This is a genomic window from Blastomonas sp. CCH9-A1, assembly GCF_001557175.1.
GTDB classification, from domain to species: domain Bacteria; phylum Pseudomonadota; class Alphaproteobacteria; order Sphingomonadales; family Sphingomonadaceae; genus Blastomonas; species Blastomonas delafieldii_A.
Map to the genome: position 1 here is coordinate 68215 of NZ_LSHM01000032.1, position 16037 is coordinate 84251.

17 protein-coding genes and 1 tRNA gene are annotated in these 16037 nt (G+C 63.0%); 6 read left to right on the forward strand and 12 right to left on the reverse strand.

What is annotated here, in order from left to right; all coding sequences use genetic code 11:
• Window positions 1-178 precede the first annotated feature (178 nt).
• On the reverse strand, window positions 179-967 hold the full coding sequence (locus AX725_RS10065; RefSeq protein WP_082730786.1) for a DUF1134 domain-containing protein: 789 nt from the start codon (window positions 965-967) through the stop codon (window positions 179-181).
• Window positions 968-1255: 288 nt separating this feature from the next.
• Between AX725_RS10065 and AX725_RS10070 the strand changes: the two genes are divergently transcribed.
• Window positions 1256-1348: transfer RNA gene (locus AX725_RS10070), tRNA-Ser, on the forward strand.
• A gap of 284 nt (window positions 1349-1632) precedes the next feature.
• Here the strand turns inward: AX725_RS10070 and AX725_RS10075 are convergent.
• The 3 genes from AX725_RS10075 to AX725_RS20915 form a co-directional block, all read right to left on the reverse strand.
• Window positions 1633-2061: a hypothetical protein gene (locus AX725_RS10075; protein ID WP_060978525.1), complete on the reverse strand. Its 429-nt coding sequence runs from the start codon at window positions 2059-2061 to the stop codon at window positions 1633-1635.
• Window positions 2054-2815, reverse strand: coding sequence for a hypothetical protein (locus AX725_RS10080; RefSeq protein ID WP_060978524.1), 762 nt, complete (start codon window positions 2813-2815; stop codon window positions 2054-2056). The genes AX725_RS10075 and AX725_RS10080 overlap by 8 nt, the downstream gene beginning before the upstream one ends.
• Before the next feature lie 164 nt (window positions 2816-2979).
• A complete protein-coding gene (locus AX725_RS20915; RefSeq protein ID WP_155645716.1) occupies window positions 2980-3120 on the reverse strand; it encodes a hypothetical protein in 141 nt (46 codons plus the stop codon).
• Between the two features lie 233 nt (window positions 3121-3353).
• On the opposite strand from AX725_RS20915, the gene AX725_RS10085 reads away from it, so the two are divergent.
• Genes AX725_RS10085 through AX725_RS10095 form a run of 4 tightly spaced genes read left to right on the forward strand, consistent with a single transcriptional unit; the run spans window position 3354 to window position 6393 of the window.
• Window positions 3354-3551: a DUF1843 domain-containing protein gene (locus tag AX725_RS10085; RefSeq protein ID WP_060978523.1), complete on the forward strand. Its 198-nt coding sequence runs from the start codon at window positions 3354-3356 to the stop codon at window positions 3549-3551.
• A gap of 2 nt (window positions 3552-3553) precedes the next feature.
• On the forward strand, window positions 3554-4768 hold the full coding sequence (locus AX725_RS10090; protein WP_060978522.1) for a radical SAM/SPASM domain-containing protein: 1215 nt from the start codon (window positions 3554-3556) through the stop codon (window positions 4766-4768).
• A complete protein-coding gene (locus tag AX725_RS20920) occupies window positions 4765-5025 on the forward strand; it encodes a hypothetical protein (protein WP_066117597.1) in 261 nt (86 codons plus the stop codon). Before AX725_RS10090 ends, AX725_RS20920 begins: the two co-directional genes overlap by 4 nt.
• 18 nt (window positions 5026-5043) lie before the next feature.
• Complete coding sequence (locus tag AX725_RS10095; RefSeq protein WP_196490395.1) at window positions 5044-6393, forward strand: LLM class flavin-dependent oxidoreductase; 1350 nt, start codon at window positions 5044-5046, stop codon at window positions 6391-6393.
• A 37-nt stretch (window positions 6394-6430) separates the two neighbouring features.
• On the opposite strand, the gene AX725_RS10100 is transcribed toward AX725_RS10095, so the two are convergent.
• The 8 genes from AX725_RS10100 to AX725_RS10135 form a co-directional block, all read right to left on the reverse strand.
• Entirely contained in the window at window positions 6431-7234 is an 804-nt protein-coding gene (locus tag AX725_RS10100) for a class I SAM-dependent methyltransferase (RefSeq protein WP_060979388.1), read from the reverse strand.
• The gene (locus AX725_RS10105) at window positions 7227-8402 is read right to left on the reverse strand and encodes a hypothetical protein (RefSeq protein ID WP_060979389.1); all 1176 of its coding nucleotides are present in this window, start codon (window positions 8400-8402) and stop codon (window positions 7227-7229) included. The genes AX725_RS10100 and AX725_RS10105 overlap by 8 nt, the downstream gene beginning before the upstream one ends.
• Window positions 8399-9307, reverse strand: a complete 909-nt coding sequence (gene aepX / locus AX725_RS10110; protein WP_067512271.1) for a phosphoenolpyruvate mutase — start codon at window positions 9305-9307, stop codon at window positions 8399-8401. The genes AX725_RS10105 and aepX overlap by 4 nt, the downstream gene beginning before the upstream one ends.
• 5 nt (window positions 9308-9312) lie before the next feature.
• Entirely contained in the window at window positions 9313-9828 is a 516-nt protein-coding gene (locus tag AX725_RS10115) for a LeuD/DmdB family oxidoreductase small subunit (protein WP_067512267.1), read from the reverse strand.
• Entirely contained in the window at window positions 9825-11111 is a 1287-nt protein-coding gene (locus tag AX725_RS10120) for a 3-isopropylmalate dehydratase large subunit (RefSeq protein WP_067512265.1), read from the reverse strand. The genes AX725_RS10115 and AX725_RS10120 overlap by 4 nt, the downstream gene beginning before the upstream one ends.
• Complete coding sequence (locus tag AX725_RS10125; RefSeq protein ID WP_067512263.1) at window positions 11108-12244, reverse strand: hydroxymethylglutaryl-CoA lyase-like TIM-barrel protein; 1137 nt, start codon at window positions 12242-12244, stop codon at window positions 11108-11110. Before AX725_RS10125 ends, AX725_RS10120 begins: the two co-directional genes overlap by 4 nt.
• A gap of 327 nt (window positions 12245-12571) precedes the next feature.
• Window positions 12572-13915, reverse strand: coding sequence for a methyl-accepting chemotaxis protein (locus AX725_RS10130; protein WP_202185044.1), 1344 nt, complete (start codon window positions 13913-13915; stop codon window positions 12572-12574).
• 271 nt (window positions 13916-14186) lie between these two features.
• Window positions 14187-15149, reverse strand: coding sequence for a YeeE/YedE thiosulfate transporter family protein (locus AX725_RS10135; RefSeq protein ID WP_060979393.1), 963 nt, complete (start codon window positions 15147-15149; stop codon window positions 14187-14189).
• 221 nt (window positions 15150-15370) lie between these two features.
• On the opposite strand from AX725_RS10135, the gene AX725_RS10140 reads away from it, so the two are divergent.
• Window positions 15371-16033 (forward strand): nitroreductase, encoded by a 663-nt coding sequence (locus tag AX725_RS10140; protein WP_060979394.1) that lies wholly within the window; start codon window positions 15371-15373, stop codon window positions 16031-16033.
• Window positions 16034-16037: the final 4 nt, after the last annotated feature.

Below are 16037 nucleotides of genomic sequence, written 5' to 3' on the forward strand. Positions count from 1 at the left end.
TGAAAATTGCCGGAAACCACCTCTCCGGCGTCAGGAAAATGCGCGAGCCTCCATGCCGACCGTTGCGCGCCGGGGCAAGGCAAAAAGGCCGGCTGCCGCTTTGGAGTGCGACAACCGGCCCCGTATTTGCCCATGGCAGTTGCGACCCTGCGGGCTATGCCTGCCGCGAAGCGATCCGTCAGAAAGGGACGAAGTTCCGCTTGCGGGTGAATTTCATGTACCCGGCATTGACGCCGAGGCGCAGGCCCAGCCCCATGCGCACGGGGATCAGCACCACATCGCCGCGGCGCAGATAGCTGGTGTGGAATCCGCCGACCAGATAGGCCGCGCCCTCGCCCGCGCCGAAGCGCTTGTACAGGTCCTCGGTGTCATAGAGATTGTAAACCAGAACGAAGGTGTTGCCGGCATTGGCCCCGGCATCGAAGCCGATGGAAGGGCCGGTCCAGTAGACGGGCCGGTCGCCTTCCACCTTGTGGTGCAGCGTGCCCGAACCATAGCGCAGCCCGACGACGAATGCGCCCGATGCCTCGCGCCCGACGATATAGCCATTGGGCTCGCCCTGCTTGCGCAATATGTCCTCGATCAGCCCGGCCAGCCCTTCGGCGCCCTTGCCGAACACGCCCTCTGCCGCGCCGATCAGATCATCCTTCTGATAGCCGTTGCCGGAAACCGCAGGCGGCACCGCCGCATTCGCGGCAGGCGCGCTGCTGTCGGCTACCGGCGGCAGTGATTCGGTGCTGCTGGTGGCACCATTGTCGGGCGTGCCATAATCATATCCGCCGTCGAGGGGCGCCTCACGCGCCGGCTCGGCCGTGCCGCTGGGTCGCGCCGGCGCCAGGTCCGCATCGATTGCGTCATTGGGATCGATCGTCCTGACCTGGGCCGATGCCGGCCCGGCCAGAGGCCCTGCCCCCAGCCCCAATGTCGCCAGGGCGACAATCGCCAGACCCTGTCCGAACCAGCCCATTGCCATGCTTGCCTCCCGCCTGTGCATCATTAACCACAATCGCCGCATTCCTGGACCCAAGACAATGAATGGGCGATGACCCGAGTCGGTGGTGCGCCGACCCGAGTCCGATTTGCGACAAATGCGGTTGAATCGGGCGATTGCGGGCCATCCACAGCAAATGCGCAAAAGCGGGCGCGGAAAGCGAACTTAACCGGTTGATCCCTGCCCCACCCGCCGCTATAGCGCGCTCTGGCCAATCGACCGGCCCCGTAGCTGGGGCAAGCAAGCATCGACATGCTGCCATGCGGAGACGTGGGTGAGTGGCTGAAACCAACGGTTTGCTAAACCGTCGTACTGGTAAATCCGGTACCGAGGGTTCGAATCCCTCCGTCTCCGCCACTTCCTGTTCCGCGCCCCGGCCCTGATGGTCAGCAGCCCCGAAGGACACGCGACTGTCTCTGCTTTTGCCTAGCAGAGGAGCCAACGACATTCCCTGGCGCGGGACACGCGGGCGCCGGGAGCGAGACAAGCTGTCTAGCCCGAGCGGGATGGATCCCCCTCTGAAATGCGCAGGGAACGGGCATGCAGGAGTTTCGGTAGCAAACCCGCGGTCCGGACCGGCTTGACTTCCCCCGGCCGGCATCTGGGCGCAGCGCCATGAGCCGGCGTCCTCGATCACAATCTCAAGCCTGTTGGGTTGGCGGGGATGAAGGACGCCACCACGCCACTATACCGAATCGGTCGTGGCAGCTTTCGCATGTCTCGAAGCGCGCGGGCATCGTCTGCAAGGGGTTCGGACGACGCTGCTCGCAGCCGCAAGCCAGGCACGTGGAACTGTCACCGTTCCGCAGGATCAGCCCAGCCTGCTCGAACTCCCGGAGAATATCGGCAAACAACGTTGCCGAGACCGGGTCGTGCACACGGCCGGTCGCGTTGCAAAACGAACGATAGATTTGCGAGAGGCTGCGCTTACTGTCGATCTCGAACCACAGCGCCTCGATGGTTTCATCGATCTCGAGGCGGCTATGCCCATTGTGAATCATGCGGATATCGCCCCTGGGATCGGGATAGAAGCGGAACACCGCCGAGATCTCCCTCACCACTTCAGGCATAGACTCGCCTCAGGGCACAGTCGGACCAGTAGAGCACTTGCCGCACCAGTGTCAGCACTTCGTCCATATCGGGCGCGTCCAGCCCGAGACCGAACACCCTATAGCGCAAATAGATGCCAAGCGCATTTTCGGCCTCAGGCGATGGCGGCATCGACCGAAGCGATCTGATCCGCCATTTTCCGAGTGGATTGGTGAAGCCGTGCGCAAATCGGATGGCATCCACGCTATGGTCGATGATGTCGAAGAGGCGCAGCAGCACTTCGGCCGGATCTCCGCGATCCACCATGCCTTCAAGATCGAGCGCGGCGCCGTCGATCTTGTGCATGCAGCGCTTGACCATGTAGCGGCGGAAATCGCAGGCCTGCGCGGCGGCAAGCAGCGCGCGGTAGGCGGGTGTGTCGAAGAGCGGGACCGCGTTCAGAAGGCGATGAATCAGCAGCTCCTGCCGCTCGTCGATCCGCTCTGCGACAAAGTCGACGGGAATGTCCAGCGCAGCAATTTCCGCGACCGGCGAGGAGATGGTCCCGGTGTGGATATATTCCAGATCGATCCGGCGAGCTTTGCCGAAGATCATGTTGATCAGCATATGATCCTTGCGCACGACATGATCGATGCCGTCCAGCGCCAGCTCGCTCACAATCATGACATCGAGATCGGAGGTCTTGTTGCCAAATCCCTCCACCAGCGATCCTGCAAGAAAGATGGCTCCATGCTCGATGAAGCGCTGCTGTATCGCCGGGAGAAATTCGCCCATGTCGACACCGAAGCGCTGGCAAGCCGCCACGGACGCATGGGTCGGTAGAGGATGAATTGTGCCCTGCATTTTACTTGCGCATCACGCCAGGAGGGACAACAATCAAACTACTGTACCGATGAAGAACATTGGCTGCGGATGAATATCCGCAGCCAACATCACGATCAGGCGACCACGTCTGCGCGAAGCGTACGCAAGGTGGCGGCAAGTTCATTGAGACGCGATTCGACAACGTCGATCTTCTTCGTCACCATCTGCTTGCGATCAAGATACGCAGCACGAGTCACATTTTCAGACTTTGCCATCATAAATCTCCATTCGAATCATTGTTTTGAATATTACCCGAACAAATAATTCGGACTGCAGCTAAATTGAATTAGCTGCACCAGCATTGCTGGCACTTTTTGCAAGCAGCTTACATTTTCACTATACAAATCACCCCAGGATTGTCAACAATGATTCAATAGCCGCATCAACATATCGAATCTTTTCAGCTAAAGATTAAGTACTGTTCATGTTCGTTACAGGGAGATGTGCAATGACCGATAAGGGTTCAGACATCCGCATGAGTCGTGCGGTCTACGATCCGGCGATCCGCGAGGCGCTGACGCTCGGAGAGGTCGGCCGGATGAAATCGGTTCTCAAGCGCGCCAGAAAGGTTCAGGCAGAGACCGGAAACCTCTCAGCCGGAATTGCCGACCTGGAAGCGGCCATCGCCAGGCTGGAGAAAGGCTGACAATGGTCCCGCAGGCGGAGCTGCCGCATGCGCGCTTCTTCGGTTCGGCGGATCAGCGCAGGCGCGTACCCGTCAGCGTCGTCTGGGAACTGACCCGAGCCTGCGACCTGTCCTGCTGTCATTGCGGCTCGCGGGCCGGACGGCGCGCGCGTGAGGAACTGTCCAGCGTCGAATGCCTCGATCTTGTCGATCAGCTTGCCGAACTCGGAGCGCGGGACATCGGCCTGATCGGCGGCGAAGTCTATCTGCGGCGCGACTGGCTGGAGATTGTTCGGCGCATTCGCCAAGCGGGCATGGATTGCTCGGTCCAGACCGGCGGGCGGTTCTTCACTCCGGCCACGCTCGATGCTGCCATCGCGGCCGGCGTCATGAGCATCGGGGTGTCGCTCGACGGCGTCGGCCAGACCCACGACCTGCAGCGCGGGGTGCCGGGCAGCTTCGAAGCGGCGCTGGCGCTGCTGCACCTTGTGGCGAACCGGCCCATCATGGCGAGCGTGAACACGCAGATCAACCGTCACACGATGCAGCAGCTTCCCGAGCTGCTCGATGTCCTGATCGCAGCGAAGGTCTCGAACTGGCAGCTGGCGCTGACCGTCGCGATGGGCAACGCCGCCGACAATGACGACCTGCTGCTGCAGCCTTATGACCTGCTCGCATTGTTTCCCCTGCTTGCCAGCCTTCATGACCGTGCTGCCGAAAACGGCATCGTGCTGCAGCCATCGAACAATATCGGCTATTTCGGCCCCTATGAGGAAAAGCTGCGCCTGATCGGCGATATCGCGGCGCACTGGACCGGCTGCAGCGCTGGCGACAATGTCCTGGGCATCGAGGCGGACGGCAATATAAAGGGCTGTCCGGGGCTGTCGCGCGACTATGTCGGCGGGAATGTGCGCGACGAACCGTTGCGGGTGATCTGGGACCGCGCCGAGCGACTGGCCTTCACCCATCGCGCGACGAAGAGCGACCTGTGGGGCTATTGCGCGCAATGCTATTATGCCGAAATCTGCATGGCCGGATGCACATGGACAGCGCATTCGCTGATGGGGCGGCCGGGCAACAATCCGATGTGCCATTACCGCGCGCTCGAGTTCGCGCGCCGCGGCAAGCGCGAAAGGCTGGTCAAGGTGGCCGATGCGCCGGGCCATGCCTTTGACTATGGGCGCCATGCGCTGGTGGTGGAGGATAGGCCGCTATCCGACCAGGCGGTGCTGTCGTGACCGCCGGAAGGGTCGCCGCCACGCTGCTATTGTGCCGGTCGTGCCGGCAGTTCGTATGGCCCGAAGAGAAGGTCTGCAGCCACTGCCAGAGCGATCTGGCCAAGGCCGAACGTGAGTATCTGTCGGCGCTTGATATGGCCCGCGCTGCGGCAGAGCGGCTCGCGGCTGCCCTCAAAGCCGACCATCGGCTCCAACCCGACCGGCAAACCGGAGCCGCTGCAGCCATGGGCCACAGCGCATCCGGCTCGTTTTCATGAACCCAGAAAGGGCGTGCCGTGTCCGTTCATCAACCACGCGAGATGATCCTCGGAGCCTATATTTCCTATGGGACGGGGCATCACCCGGCCGCCTGGCGCATGGACAGCAGCCGCGCCGATGGGGCGCAGAACATCGAACATTATACAAGTCTGGTGCAACACGCCGAAGACAATCTCTTCGACTTCATCTTCCTGAGCGACACCCCCTCGGTGTTTGCGGACGACCATCTGGGTTATGGCAGCAGGGTTGTTGTCTTCGAGCCGCTGACATTTCTCGCCGCCATGGCAGTCCAAACCCGCCATATCGGGCTGATCGCGACCTCGTCGACGTCCTACAAGGAACCGTTCAACCTCGCGCGCGAATATGCTTCGCTCGATTGGATTTCGGGGGGGCGCGCGGGCTGGAACCTGGTGACCTCGTCCAAGGCGGGTGCGGCACTCAATTTCGGCCACGCCCCGCATGCCGAGCACGAGGCCCGATACGATCGTGCCGAGGAGTTTTTCGATCTGACCTGCCGCTTCTGGGACAGCTGGGAAGATGACGCCTTCCCACGGGACAAGGCGAGCGGCCTTTTCTACGATCCGGCCAAGCGCCACCCCGTTCATTTCGATGGGCAGCATTTCCGCATTGCAGGTGGCTTGCTCAACATCGCGCGTCCGGTGCAGGGGCGGCCTGTCATCGTCCAGGCGGGAGCATCCGCGACGGGGCGCGACTTTGCCGCACGGCATGCCGAGCTCGTGTTCACCGCTTCGGGCAGCATCGAGGATGCCCGCGAATTCTATCGCGATGTCAAGGCACGGGCCGCGCGCCATGGCCGCGATCCGGATCAGCTGAAGATCCTGCCCGGATGCAGCCCCTATTGTGGCCCAACCGCAGACCATGGCCGACGCAAGCTGCAGGACCTGCAGGACAAGGTGGCGCCGGGCCTCGCCCTGTCGATGCTGTCCGACCTGCTGGGAGGATTCGACCTCTCGCCCCATGACATCGACGGCCCGTTGCCCCCACTGCCCCCGTCGAATGGGAACCAGAGCCGCCGGGCGATGATCGAAAAGCTCGCCGCACAGCGAGGCGCCACCATTCGCAGCCTGTACGAACGGCTGGTCGTCGCGCGGGGCCATTTCATGGCGATCGGGTCGTACCAGGACATCGCGGACGAACTGGTCGAATGGGTGGCGACGGGCGCCGCCGACGGATTCAACATCATGCCGCCACAGATGCCCGATTTCCTCCATGATTTCTCGCAAGGGGTGATACCCCTGCTGCAACGCGCTGGCTGGTTCAAGCAGGCGTACCGCGCCGGCACGCTGCGCGACAAGCTGGGCCTGGACCGCCCCCGGCATCCCCGGGCACGCGCTTCAGTGGAGTAGCGACCGGCCGGTTTCGCTTCGATCGAACCGGGCCGTGTCAGCCCGCATGCGCTCTGGTTGCGGGGACTTCGCCCAGAAACAGTTCGGTGACATACGGGATCTCGATCGTGCCGTCGCGGCCGAACGTGGCGAGCAGATCCCAGATCGCCTGATCGACCAGCGCACGTCCCCTGGCCCTGACCGCCGCGGCGACCTTGCTCGACGAATGCGCCATCCCGAGAAAGGCTTCGCCCGTCATCTCCCGGATCCACTCGGCATGGTGGACGCGGATGCGCGTGAAACCCTGGTCCTCAAGCTCCTGGCGATAATCGAACGCGCGATAGTTGCGGCTATAGCCAGGGCTGCTGCCTTCCAGCAGCGCTTCATAGGCGCTGAGGAATTCCGATGTCTGCCAGTTGCGGTTGTTCTGGATCAGGGCGATCGCCCCACGAGGCTGAAGCACGCGCCTTGCCTCGGCATAGAATGCCGGTCGGTCAAACCACTGCGCCGCCTGTGCCGCCATAATGAGTGCCGCCGCGCCATCATTGACTGGCAGGTGCTCGGCTTGGCCACGGACGAATGCGATGCGCGGATCGTCCAGGGCCTGCGCCTGTTCGAGCATGCCGGATCCCGGCTCCACCCCCAGAATGCGCCAGCGCTGATCGAGGACATGCGCCAGCTGCTGCGTGGCGATGCCGGTACCAGCGCCAACATCCAGCGCCAGCAGAGGGCCATCGCCCTCAGGTTCGATCGGCGAGACATAGCGCGCCAGTTCATCGAACAGGGACGCAGGGTAGCTCGGCCGAAACTGCCGATAGCCGCCGGCAATCTCGTCAAAGGCCTCAAGTCTTTCCTTATCCATTTTGTCGGTCCGGCATGAGGGCGAGCGCCTTGCCAAGCAGGCGCGTCGCATCGTCCAGTTGATTTACCGGCACGGCCAGCGAGATCACCTTCCCGCCGGCGGCGCTCAACCTGTCGAGGAGATGGCCGAGCTCGGGAGCATTTCGAGGGGTCGGAAGGCCGTGCCAGGACAGGAACGACGGTTCATGATCGTCGAATGCCGATGCGCGCAGGCAGCTCAGAGCCTGTTCCCGGTCTGCGCCGTCAAGGTCCAGTTCGCGAAAGACAGTCCGCTCGATATCGGGTGAAACCTGGCACAACACGATAGCCCCCAGCTGCCCCGCGTTGCGATACGGGCGTCCATAGACCTCTCGCAGCCAGCGCATGGGGTAGGTTCGCTTTCCGGCCTTGTCGAACCGACCGCTGAGCTCAATCCCCCAGCGCCGCGTACGATAGGTACAATCCTCCGCTTCATAGCGGCGCGCGGCGGCCGCCAGCGACGCATCGCCCAGCAGGTGGCCCTCGCAGAAGCTCGCATAGGAAGGCCAGGAAAGCGTTTCCAGCGATGCATCCGGCAGGACCAGGAAGCGATCATTGGCAAAGGGATGGCAGCCTGTGTTCGCCAGCATTCGCGTCATCAGCGTCGTCTTGCCCGCCATCGAAGGGCCGACAAAGGCGATCAGGCGATCGCCGCAAGCCACCGCGCTACCATGCAGCATGTTGCCGGGCGGGCGATGATAGAGCGCCAGGCTGCGAATGGCGTGGAATATGCCCTCGGCGGCAAATCGCGCATTCACATCCTGTCGCACGCCGATGCGCCAGCTGCGGGGGCCCATCCGTTCGATCGAGAGGCCGCGGGTCGGCCAGACATGCATCACGCGCGCCGCATCGGTCAGCCCGCCGAAATTCCAATAAGGATGTCTGGTGCGGTGCACGGCGACCTTCTCGGTTGGTGATGCCGGAAGCGTCGCAACCCGGCGGACATGAAAGGCAAGGCCCTCGCCCGCAACCATCGCCGCTGCCTCGCCAGGCGCATAGGCCCCCATGAAGGCGTGCGTGATGCTGGCAAATTCCGGTTCCTCCACATCAAGGCGGATCGGGATATCGAGGATCGCAAAATGCACGCTGTCGCCTCGGCCCGGGTCCGCTGCGCTGCCGTGGGCAAGCAGGGCCATTTCGTCGCGGATCATGCCCCGGCTGCCCGGTCGGGACAGTAGCGCCGCTCCGCCGCCGTCACCTCTGCATAGTCGAACAGGTCGAACACCTCTTCCATCGCCACGATCTTGTTGGAGATGCCCTGCACAGACCGTTGCGAAGAGACCTGGTTGCACACTTCGGACATGGCAGCGACGCTGGCCCTGATCATGTGATTGGCCCAGATGACAAGGCCGAAGCCGGACGCTTCGAAGAGCTCGCAGGGCGTTTCGCTATAGGTCGTCGGGACAGCGATGAGCGGGGTGCGCCCAGCCCAGTGCAGCGCAAATTCAAGCACCTGATCGGCCGTCTTCTCTTTCGAATGGATCAGGATCGCATCGGCCCCGGCGAGCCGGTAGCGTTCCGCCCGCTCCAGCGCCTCGTGCATGCCGGCACCGACGACAAGCGCTTCGGTCCGCGCGACAATGCAGAATTCGTTCGCCAGCTGGCTGTCCTTTGCAGCCCGGATCTTGCCGCAGAATTCCTCGGCATCGATCAGGACCTGCCGACCGTTCACGAAGGAGTTCAGCTTCGGAAAGGTCTTGTCCTCGATACATGCACCGCCGACGCCCATCGCACTCAGCCGGCGGACAAGCAGGCGAAAATTGTTGAAATCGCCAAATCCCGTATCGGCATCGACCAGGATCGGCGTGTCGGTGACCTCGCGCATTCCCTGGAGCACATCGATGAGCTGCGTCGAGGAGACTTCGTTGCGATCGCGCTTGCCCAGCGCCGTCGATATCGAGAAGCCCGAGGCCCAGACGACATCGAACCCGGCATTGCCGACAATTCTGGCCGCCAGCGGATTATGGGCCTCCATTGCAAATGCCAGCCGATCCCGGGCAAGTAGCCGCTTCAACGCCGCGCCAGCATCCGGAACAGCGTTACCATTGCAGAGCATGCCATTCACGATCCTTCTCCCTGACTTGGAAGGCTTTGGCGAGAGAGCTTTTTCGCCGCGACATGGCGCAGCAGGCCTCCGGCCCGGTAGACGTCGAGAAGCAAGGGCGGAGGAGGCGCAAACGCGACGGTTGCGCCCTTGCAGACGATCTGTCCTGCGGCGAGGTCGATCTGGACAGGATCGCCCTCGCGACAATCGCCCAGGTCGGCCTCGATCGCCGGAAGCGCCAGGTTCCAGCAGTTGCGATAGAATATCCGCCCGAATGCCGGGCCGATCAGGGCACCGACACCTGCGGCCATCAGCGCGCTGACCGCCTGTTCGCGCGAACTTCCGATGCCGAAGACAGAATCGGCAATGATGCAGTCGCCAGGGGCGAAGGGCGCAAAACCCGGTGGCAGGAAATATTCGAAGACGTGTTTTGCGAGTTCATCCGGATTGGTGGAGGCGTGCTTGTAGCGCGCCGGAAGAATATCGTCCGTCGACACGGCGCCCGAAATCCGTCTTGCCCGCAATTGCATCATGAGGCGTGCTCCGGTTGGTCGGCACGGTCATGATCCAGTGAGACATCGTCTGTCAGTGTTAGACCTTCGAGTTCGGCGAGCGAGGGGATATGCCCCAGCAGCGCCGTTGCCGCAGCAACCAGGGGAGACACCAGCACGATCCGGGCATGCGGATTGCCCATGCGACCCAGGAAGTTCCGATTCATCGTCGAGACCACCAGATCCCCATCTGCTGGCACATGCCCCTGCGTTCCGACGCAGGGCCCGCAGCCCGCAGGGGTTACCAGCGCACCGGCGGCTATCAGCGTTTCGACATAGCCGTGTTGCAGCGCCTGAAGATGGATGTTGCGCGTGCCCGGCGTCACCACCAGCCGCAAGCCCGGTGCTATGCTGCGACCGCGCAGCAGGCGAGCGACCGTGCCTATGTCTTCCAGCCTGGAATTGGCGCAGCTGCCAACGAAGACACAGTCGACAGGCTCGCGGTCGGCCTCGTCTATCGATCGTCCGGTCGAGATTGCATGCCCGTCTGCAAACTGGGGCTCGAGCCCGTCGAGCTGGATGACCATCTTCCGGGCGCCGTCCTCGGCATCGGGGTCGATCCGCATCATTCCGGCCGGGCAGCCCAGCCAGGCCGAGACGAAACAGCATTTCGCACCCAGTTCGACGGACATGTTGGCCACCGTGGCCGCGCCTTCGGCGTCGAGCGACTCGATCCATTCGCCGCACCATTCGATCGAGCGATACAGGAATGCCTCGGGCGTGTTCGTCGCCAGCATATGCAGCATGACGTCCTTTGGCGTTGCATGGCGCGAAGGGCGACCGCGCAATTCGATCCGAACGGTTTCGGGCACCCGCAGCCAGGTCCTGCCTTCTGCCATCGCGCACGCGATATCGGTCGCGCCCATCCCCAGCGCCAGCGACTGAAAGGCTCCGCCGGTACAGGTATGCGAGTCTGCGCCCAGAACCAGTCGCCCCGGTCTGAACCATTGCTGCTCAGCGGCAAGCAGATGGCTGATTCCCGAGCCGACCGGCACCATCTCGATGCCCTGTTGCGCGGCGAAGCGCTCGGCATCCTTGACCCTGGAGGCCATGAGACGGTCGGGCGCGAGTACCGAATGGTCGCAGACGAACCGGATCCGCGATGCATCGCCGACATTCAGGCCGTGCAGTTCGAACAGGCGGGCGATGGTGGGCACATTGCCGTCCTGCGCATAGATCCAGTCGACCTCGACCTCGACGATGCTGCCGACTTCGGCCCCTGGCAGCTGGGCGTGATGCGCAATGATCTGCTGCACCAGCGTCATGCCACCGCGGCCTCGCTCGCAATCCTGCGATGAATGGCGACCAACTCTCCAGCTGACAGCGCCCGCTCCTTCTCCATCGCGAATTCACGAACCGCGCCGAGGCACTGGCGGAGTTCGCCCGCATCGGCCTCGATCCCCTGCTCGCCCAGCACATATCGAATCGCTTCGGTCCCCGAATGCTTGCCGATGACGATCTTTCTGGTGCCGCCGACCTCGGCCGGGTCGAATGGCTCGAAGGTATTCGCGTTGCGGACCACGCCCTTGACGTGAATTCCGGATTCATGAGCGAACACGTTGTCCCCGACAACCGGATGCCATGGCGGCGGCGCATGGCCAGTCGCCTGCGCCAGCAAGTCGCTCAGAGCCTTGAGCTGGGTGAGGTCCAGCCCCAGATCCACGTCGTGAAAGTCGCGCAGGCACAGGGCGACCTGGGCAATGTCGGCCATTCCGGCACGTTCGCCGATCGCATTGACCGTGGCATGGAAATAGCGAGCCCCCGCCTCGAGACCGGCCAGCGTGTTGGCTGTGGCTAGACCGTAATCGTTATGGGCGTGGCATTGCAGGTCGATCGGCACCGCCTTGGCGATGCTCGCCACCACCGCCGCGTACCGGCTTGGCGAAAGGATGCCGATCGTGTCGGAAAGCCGAAGCCGGTCCGCACCCGCTTCCTTCACCGCGCCGGCATAGTCGATCAGAAACGACGGGTCGGCCCGCCCGACATCCTCTGCGCTGATCGACACAAAGGCCCCGCGGTCCTTCGCGACGCCGATCAGTGTCCTGGCCTGCTCGACCAGCCAGCCGCGGTCACGCCCGACGCTGTGCTTCAAATGCATGTCCGAGGCCGGCAGGCCGATGTGAATCGCGCGAAAACCCAGGTCCAGCGACTGCACCACATCGTCCAGCTTTCCCCGGTTCCAGCCGATCAGCATCAGGTCGGAGCCGCGTTCGAGTAACTCCCGGATGACGGCAAGCTCGCTGCCCCCCATGGCGGGAATGCCGACTTCCATCCAGCGCACGCCCAGCGCACGCAAAGCCGTGAAGATGGCGATCTTGGTATCACGACCGAATGCAATTCCAGGGGATTGCTCTCCGTCCCGAAGCGTCGTGTCCTCATATACAATATCGTTGTTCACCAGCCATTGCTCCCGCCAGTACGGTCAGCCACGTTGCCTACTATGGATCGAATGTTTTTGATAAATATACTGTTGATTCGAGTAACTCTACAAGTTTCCTTCAAATCCTACAATTTGTCAAACGAATGACATGAAGCAAATGCTGGGTTTAATACAGTTTAATGATTGAACGTACTTGACAACGCTCGAAATATGCCAAGTTAAGGTGGAAACGGTTCTGAAATGATGTGAAGCCTTTTGCGCGATGGCTGGCCATGCGATTTGTCGGCACAGCGCTGGCTTGCTCGGCCCTGCTGCGGAGAGACAGCGCGTCGCAGCGATACAGGTTCAGGTGGCGCGGATCTGCTCGACGAAATGGCCGCTTTCGGCGGCCAGCTGGCGGGCCCCGTCGAACACGCGCTTGGCAATGCCGAGCATAGCTTCCGCCCTTTCCGCGGCGCTCTGGGCAATGCCGTTGATCGCATCGGCATCCACGCCTGTCGCCCGGCTAGCGTCATGGGTCTGCGCGGCATTGAAGGCGATCAGCTGCGTCGCCGATCGTTGCAGGGCAACCGCGCCCTGAATTTCGGCCGAGTTCAAGGCGATACGCGCAATCGCGGTTTCGACGCGAGCATGGCCGCAAGACACTTCGTCGACCGCATTCCCGATTTCATCGATATAGGCACGGATGCGATTGGCGGCGATAGCGGTCTGATGCGACAGTTGCTTGATTTCACCGGCGACTACGGCAAAGCCACGCCCAGCGTCACCTGCGCGTGCAGCTTCGATCGTCGCGTTGAGTGCCAGCAGGTTCACCTGACGCGAGATTTCGCCAATCAGGTCGATCACCGATTCGATCGATGCTGCAGAGACGCGCAGATCGGCAGTACGGGCGCTGCCTGCCGTCACGAGCGTGACCGCATCAATTCCGGCCTCGCGCGCCTCGTCCGTCCGGGCGGCAATGGAGTCAAGCGCAGCTGCGAGTTCGCGGCCCCTGCCAGCAATTTCCTCCATATGCGTACTGGTCTGCACGGCCGCAGTGGCAACGGCGGCAGCGCGGGTGCTGACCTGGGTCGACCTCTCCGCCACCTGGGCAGCGTCGTTTTCCAGCATGCTCGACAGCTTGTCCATCATCTGGCCCAGAGCCGCAACTTCGCGCTCGAAACGCTCTGCGGCAGCCTCGATCTGGTCGGCGCGCGCAACCCTGTGGCGGGCTCTATGACCCTCCCATTCACCCGCGAGCAGCGCCAGTCGGCGGTTGGTCAGCACGCCGAACAATCGGTGATCCTGCAGGATCATCATGCCTTCGGTTCCTCGTCCGACCCGATATTGCTCCAGGGCCGCACCGATCGACTGCGCGACATCGGCCCTCGGGCAATCGCGAATGTGCGACCTCAGGTCGCCCCCATAAGCCGGATTGCGCAGCAGGGCGTGGCCATAGGGGTTAAGCAGCAGCCGACGCATATCACGCTCGAAAATTGCACCGCACGGTCGACCCTCTGCGTCGAGCACCGGCAGCAATCGCAAGTCTGGATTGGCCTGAAAGCGGTCGATCACGCTGACCAGCGTGTCGCCGTGCAGGATATGGAGCGGCTCGCGATCTGCCGCCGACAGCCAGTCGCCGATCCTATCCGATCGCGCATCTGCCCCGGATGACCCGGCGGAGAAAGAAAAGGCGGATGGCGACTGCATCATACCCGAACAAATTATCGGAATCGTAGTAAACAAGCGCTTAAATATTTGTTACACTTTGAAGACATGACAAAAATGTTCGTCCACCATGTTCGGAGTCAAGCCGAACCGCCAACCGGAACTTTGCCCATAGATGGAGCCGGCAACATCCTGCCCGCCGAGACGCTGATCGTCGTGGGGTCAGGCATCCAGCGCTCGCAACCCTGCATGCCTGGCTCTTCCCCTGGCGCGCGGCATGCCCGATGGAACCATGGGGTCGAGGATCGCTGCTTCAGGCGGCCAGTTTCATGTGCGCGCGAGCGCCGAGCCACGCTGCGGATTGCAGCGCCACCAGAACCGTTAGCGACATCACCAGATAGGCGACCAGTCCGCTCAGCGTGCCGGATGGAATCGCCGCGAGCAGCAGCGTGTCATTGCCCCCGGGGATGAGCGAAGCGCCGAGCGCCATCACCGCACCGCCGGCCAGTGACCGGGCGAGATCCGCCGGGCGGGGCGGCGTGTACACGAACGAGCGCGCAAGGAGGCCCGAGACCAGCGCGCCGCCCAGCAGCGCGATGGCTGGTGCAAAGGCACGGGCATCGCTGTGCATCTCCATCTGCCCGCGCCGCACGATGGCGCGCACCGCATCCGAATAGGCCCAGTTCGGCTCCAGCGCGAAGAGCAGCGCCCCGCACAGACCCATGGCGAGCATCATCGCGCGCGGCCAAGCAGGCCTTGCCCGCCCGGGTTCGATGGATCGGCCACGTTCGCGCCAGCCCCAGGCAGCCAGCAGCGCAAAGCCGATGACAAGCGCGATACCGGGCCACATTGGCGTCGCATGGACATTGCCCAGCGCCGGACCGGCGGTCAGCAATGGTTGCCGATCGGCCAGGGCAAAGCCCAGCGCCAGACCGAAGGGCAAGGCCAGGAAGCGGACCTCGCCCTGGCCAATCCGCGCCAGCGTGCCCAGCAGGCAGGCATCGTTGATCACCGCGCCCAGCCCTATCAGCACGGCGCCGGACACCAGTGTACCCGAAATCGGCACTTCGGACGAGAGACGGGCTGTGGGACCAAGCAGCCAGTGCAGCGGCAGCGTCATTGTGCCCGCGACGCCCATCGCGATGACGAAACCGAGCAGCATGGTGCCGCGCCGCTGCAGCAGGATCTCGCGCGAGGCCGTCACCGCGCAAGTGCTGCTGCCGCTGATCGCCATGCCGACAAGGAAGGCGCATGGCAGGACGAGGATCAGCAGCATGCTGGCTTGCTCGCCGCGACATCGTCACCACTGGACGGTCCATCCACACTGGCACCGCCAGATCGCATCGCATCAGCCTCCTTCTACGGCACTGAGCGGGTTCGCCGGAAAGGCGCGTGCGGTTTCAGTCACGCGCGATTGCAGCCGCTCTCCTGCTCTGGCAAGGCAGGCGCGCGGCCGGTAAACGTCCGGCTGCTGTTGCCAAACAGGAGGGATGTTTGATGAATGTAGCCGAAGCAGTCGCCACGCGCCGGTCGATCCGGGCTTTCAAGGACACGCCGGTTCCGTTCGAGACGGTGCGGCGGGTGCTCGAACAGGCGCGGATGACGCCTTCGGGTTGCAACTATCAGCCTTGGGAGGCGACGGTGCTGACCGGCGCGCCGCTCGCGGCGCTGCAGCAGCGGCTGCTCGCGAGCCAGCCGGACGATCCGCAGGAATATGATTTCGCTGCCCCCGGCCAGGTGCCCAAATATCAGGAGCGGCTCTCGAACCTGGGCAAGGCGATGTACGGGGCGATGGCCGTGGCGCGCGACAATTCGGAACAGCGTGCCGATTTCGTCAAGATGAACATGGTCTCGTTCGGCGCGCCGGTGCTGCTGCTGTGCCATTTCCCCAAGCTGATGAAGGAACCGCAATGGTCCGATTGCGGCATGTGGCTGCAGACGATCATGCTGCTGCTGCGCGACGAGGGCCTGGACAGCTGCCCGCAGGAATATATGGGCGTCTATGGTCGCACGATCAAAGACCATCTCGGTCTGGGCGACGACATCCTGCTGTTCTGCGGCATCGCGATCGGCTGGCGCGACGAGCAGGCGCCGGTCAACAATTTCGAGCGCGAGCGGGTGCCACTCGACGAGCAGGTCACCTTCCTCGGTTTCGAATGATCGG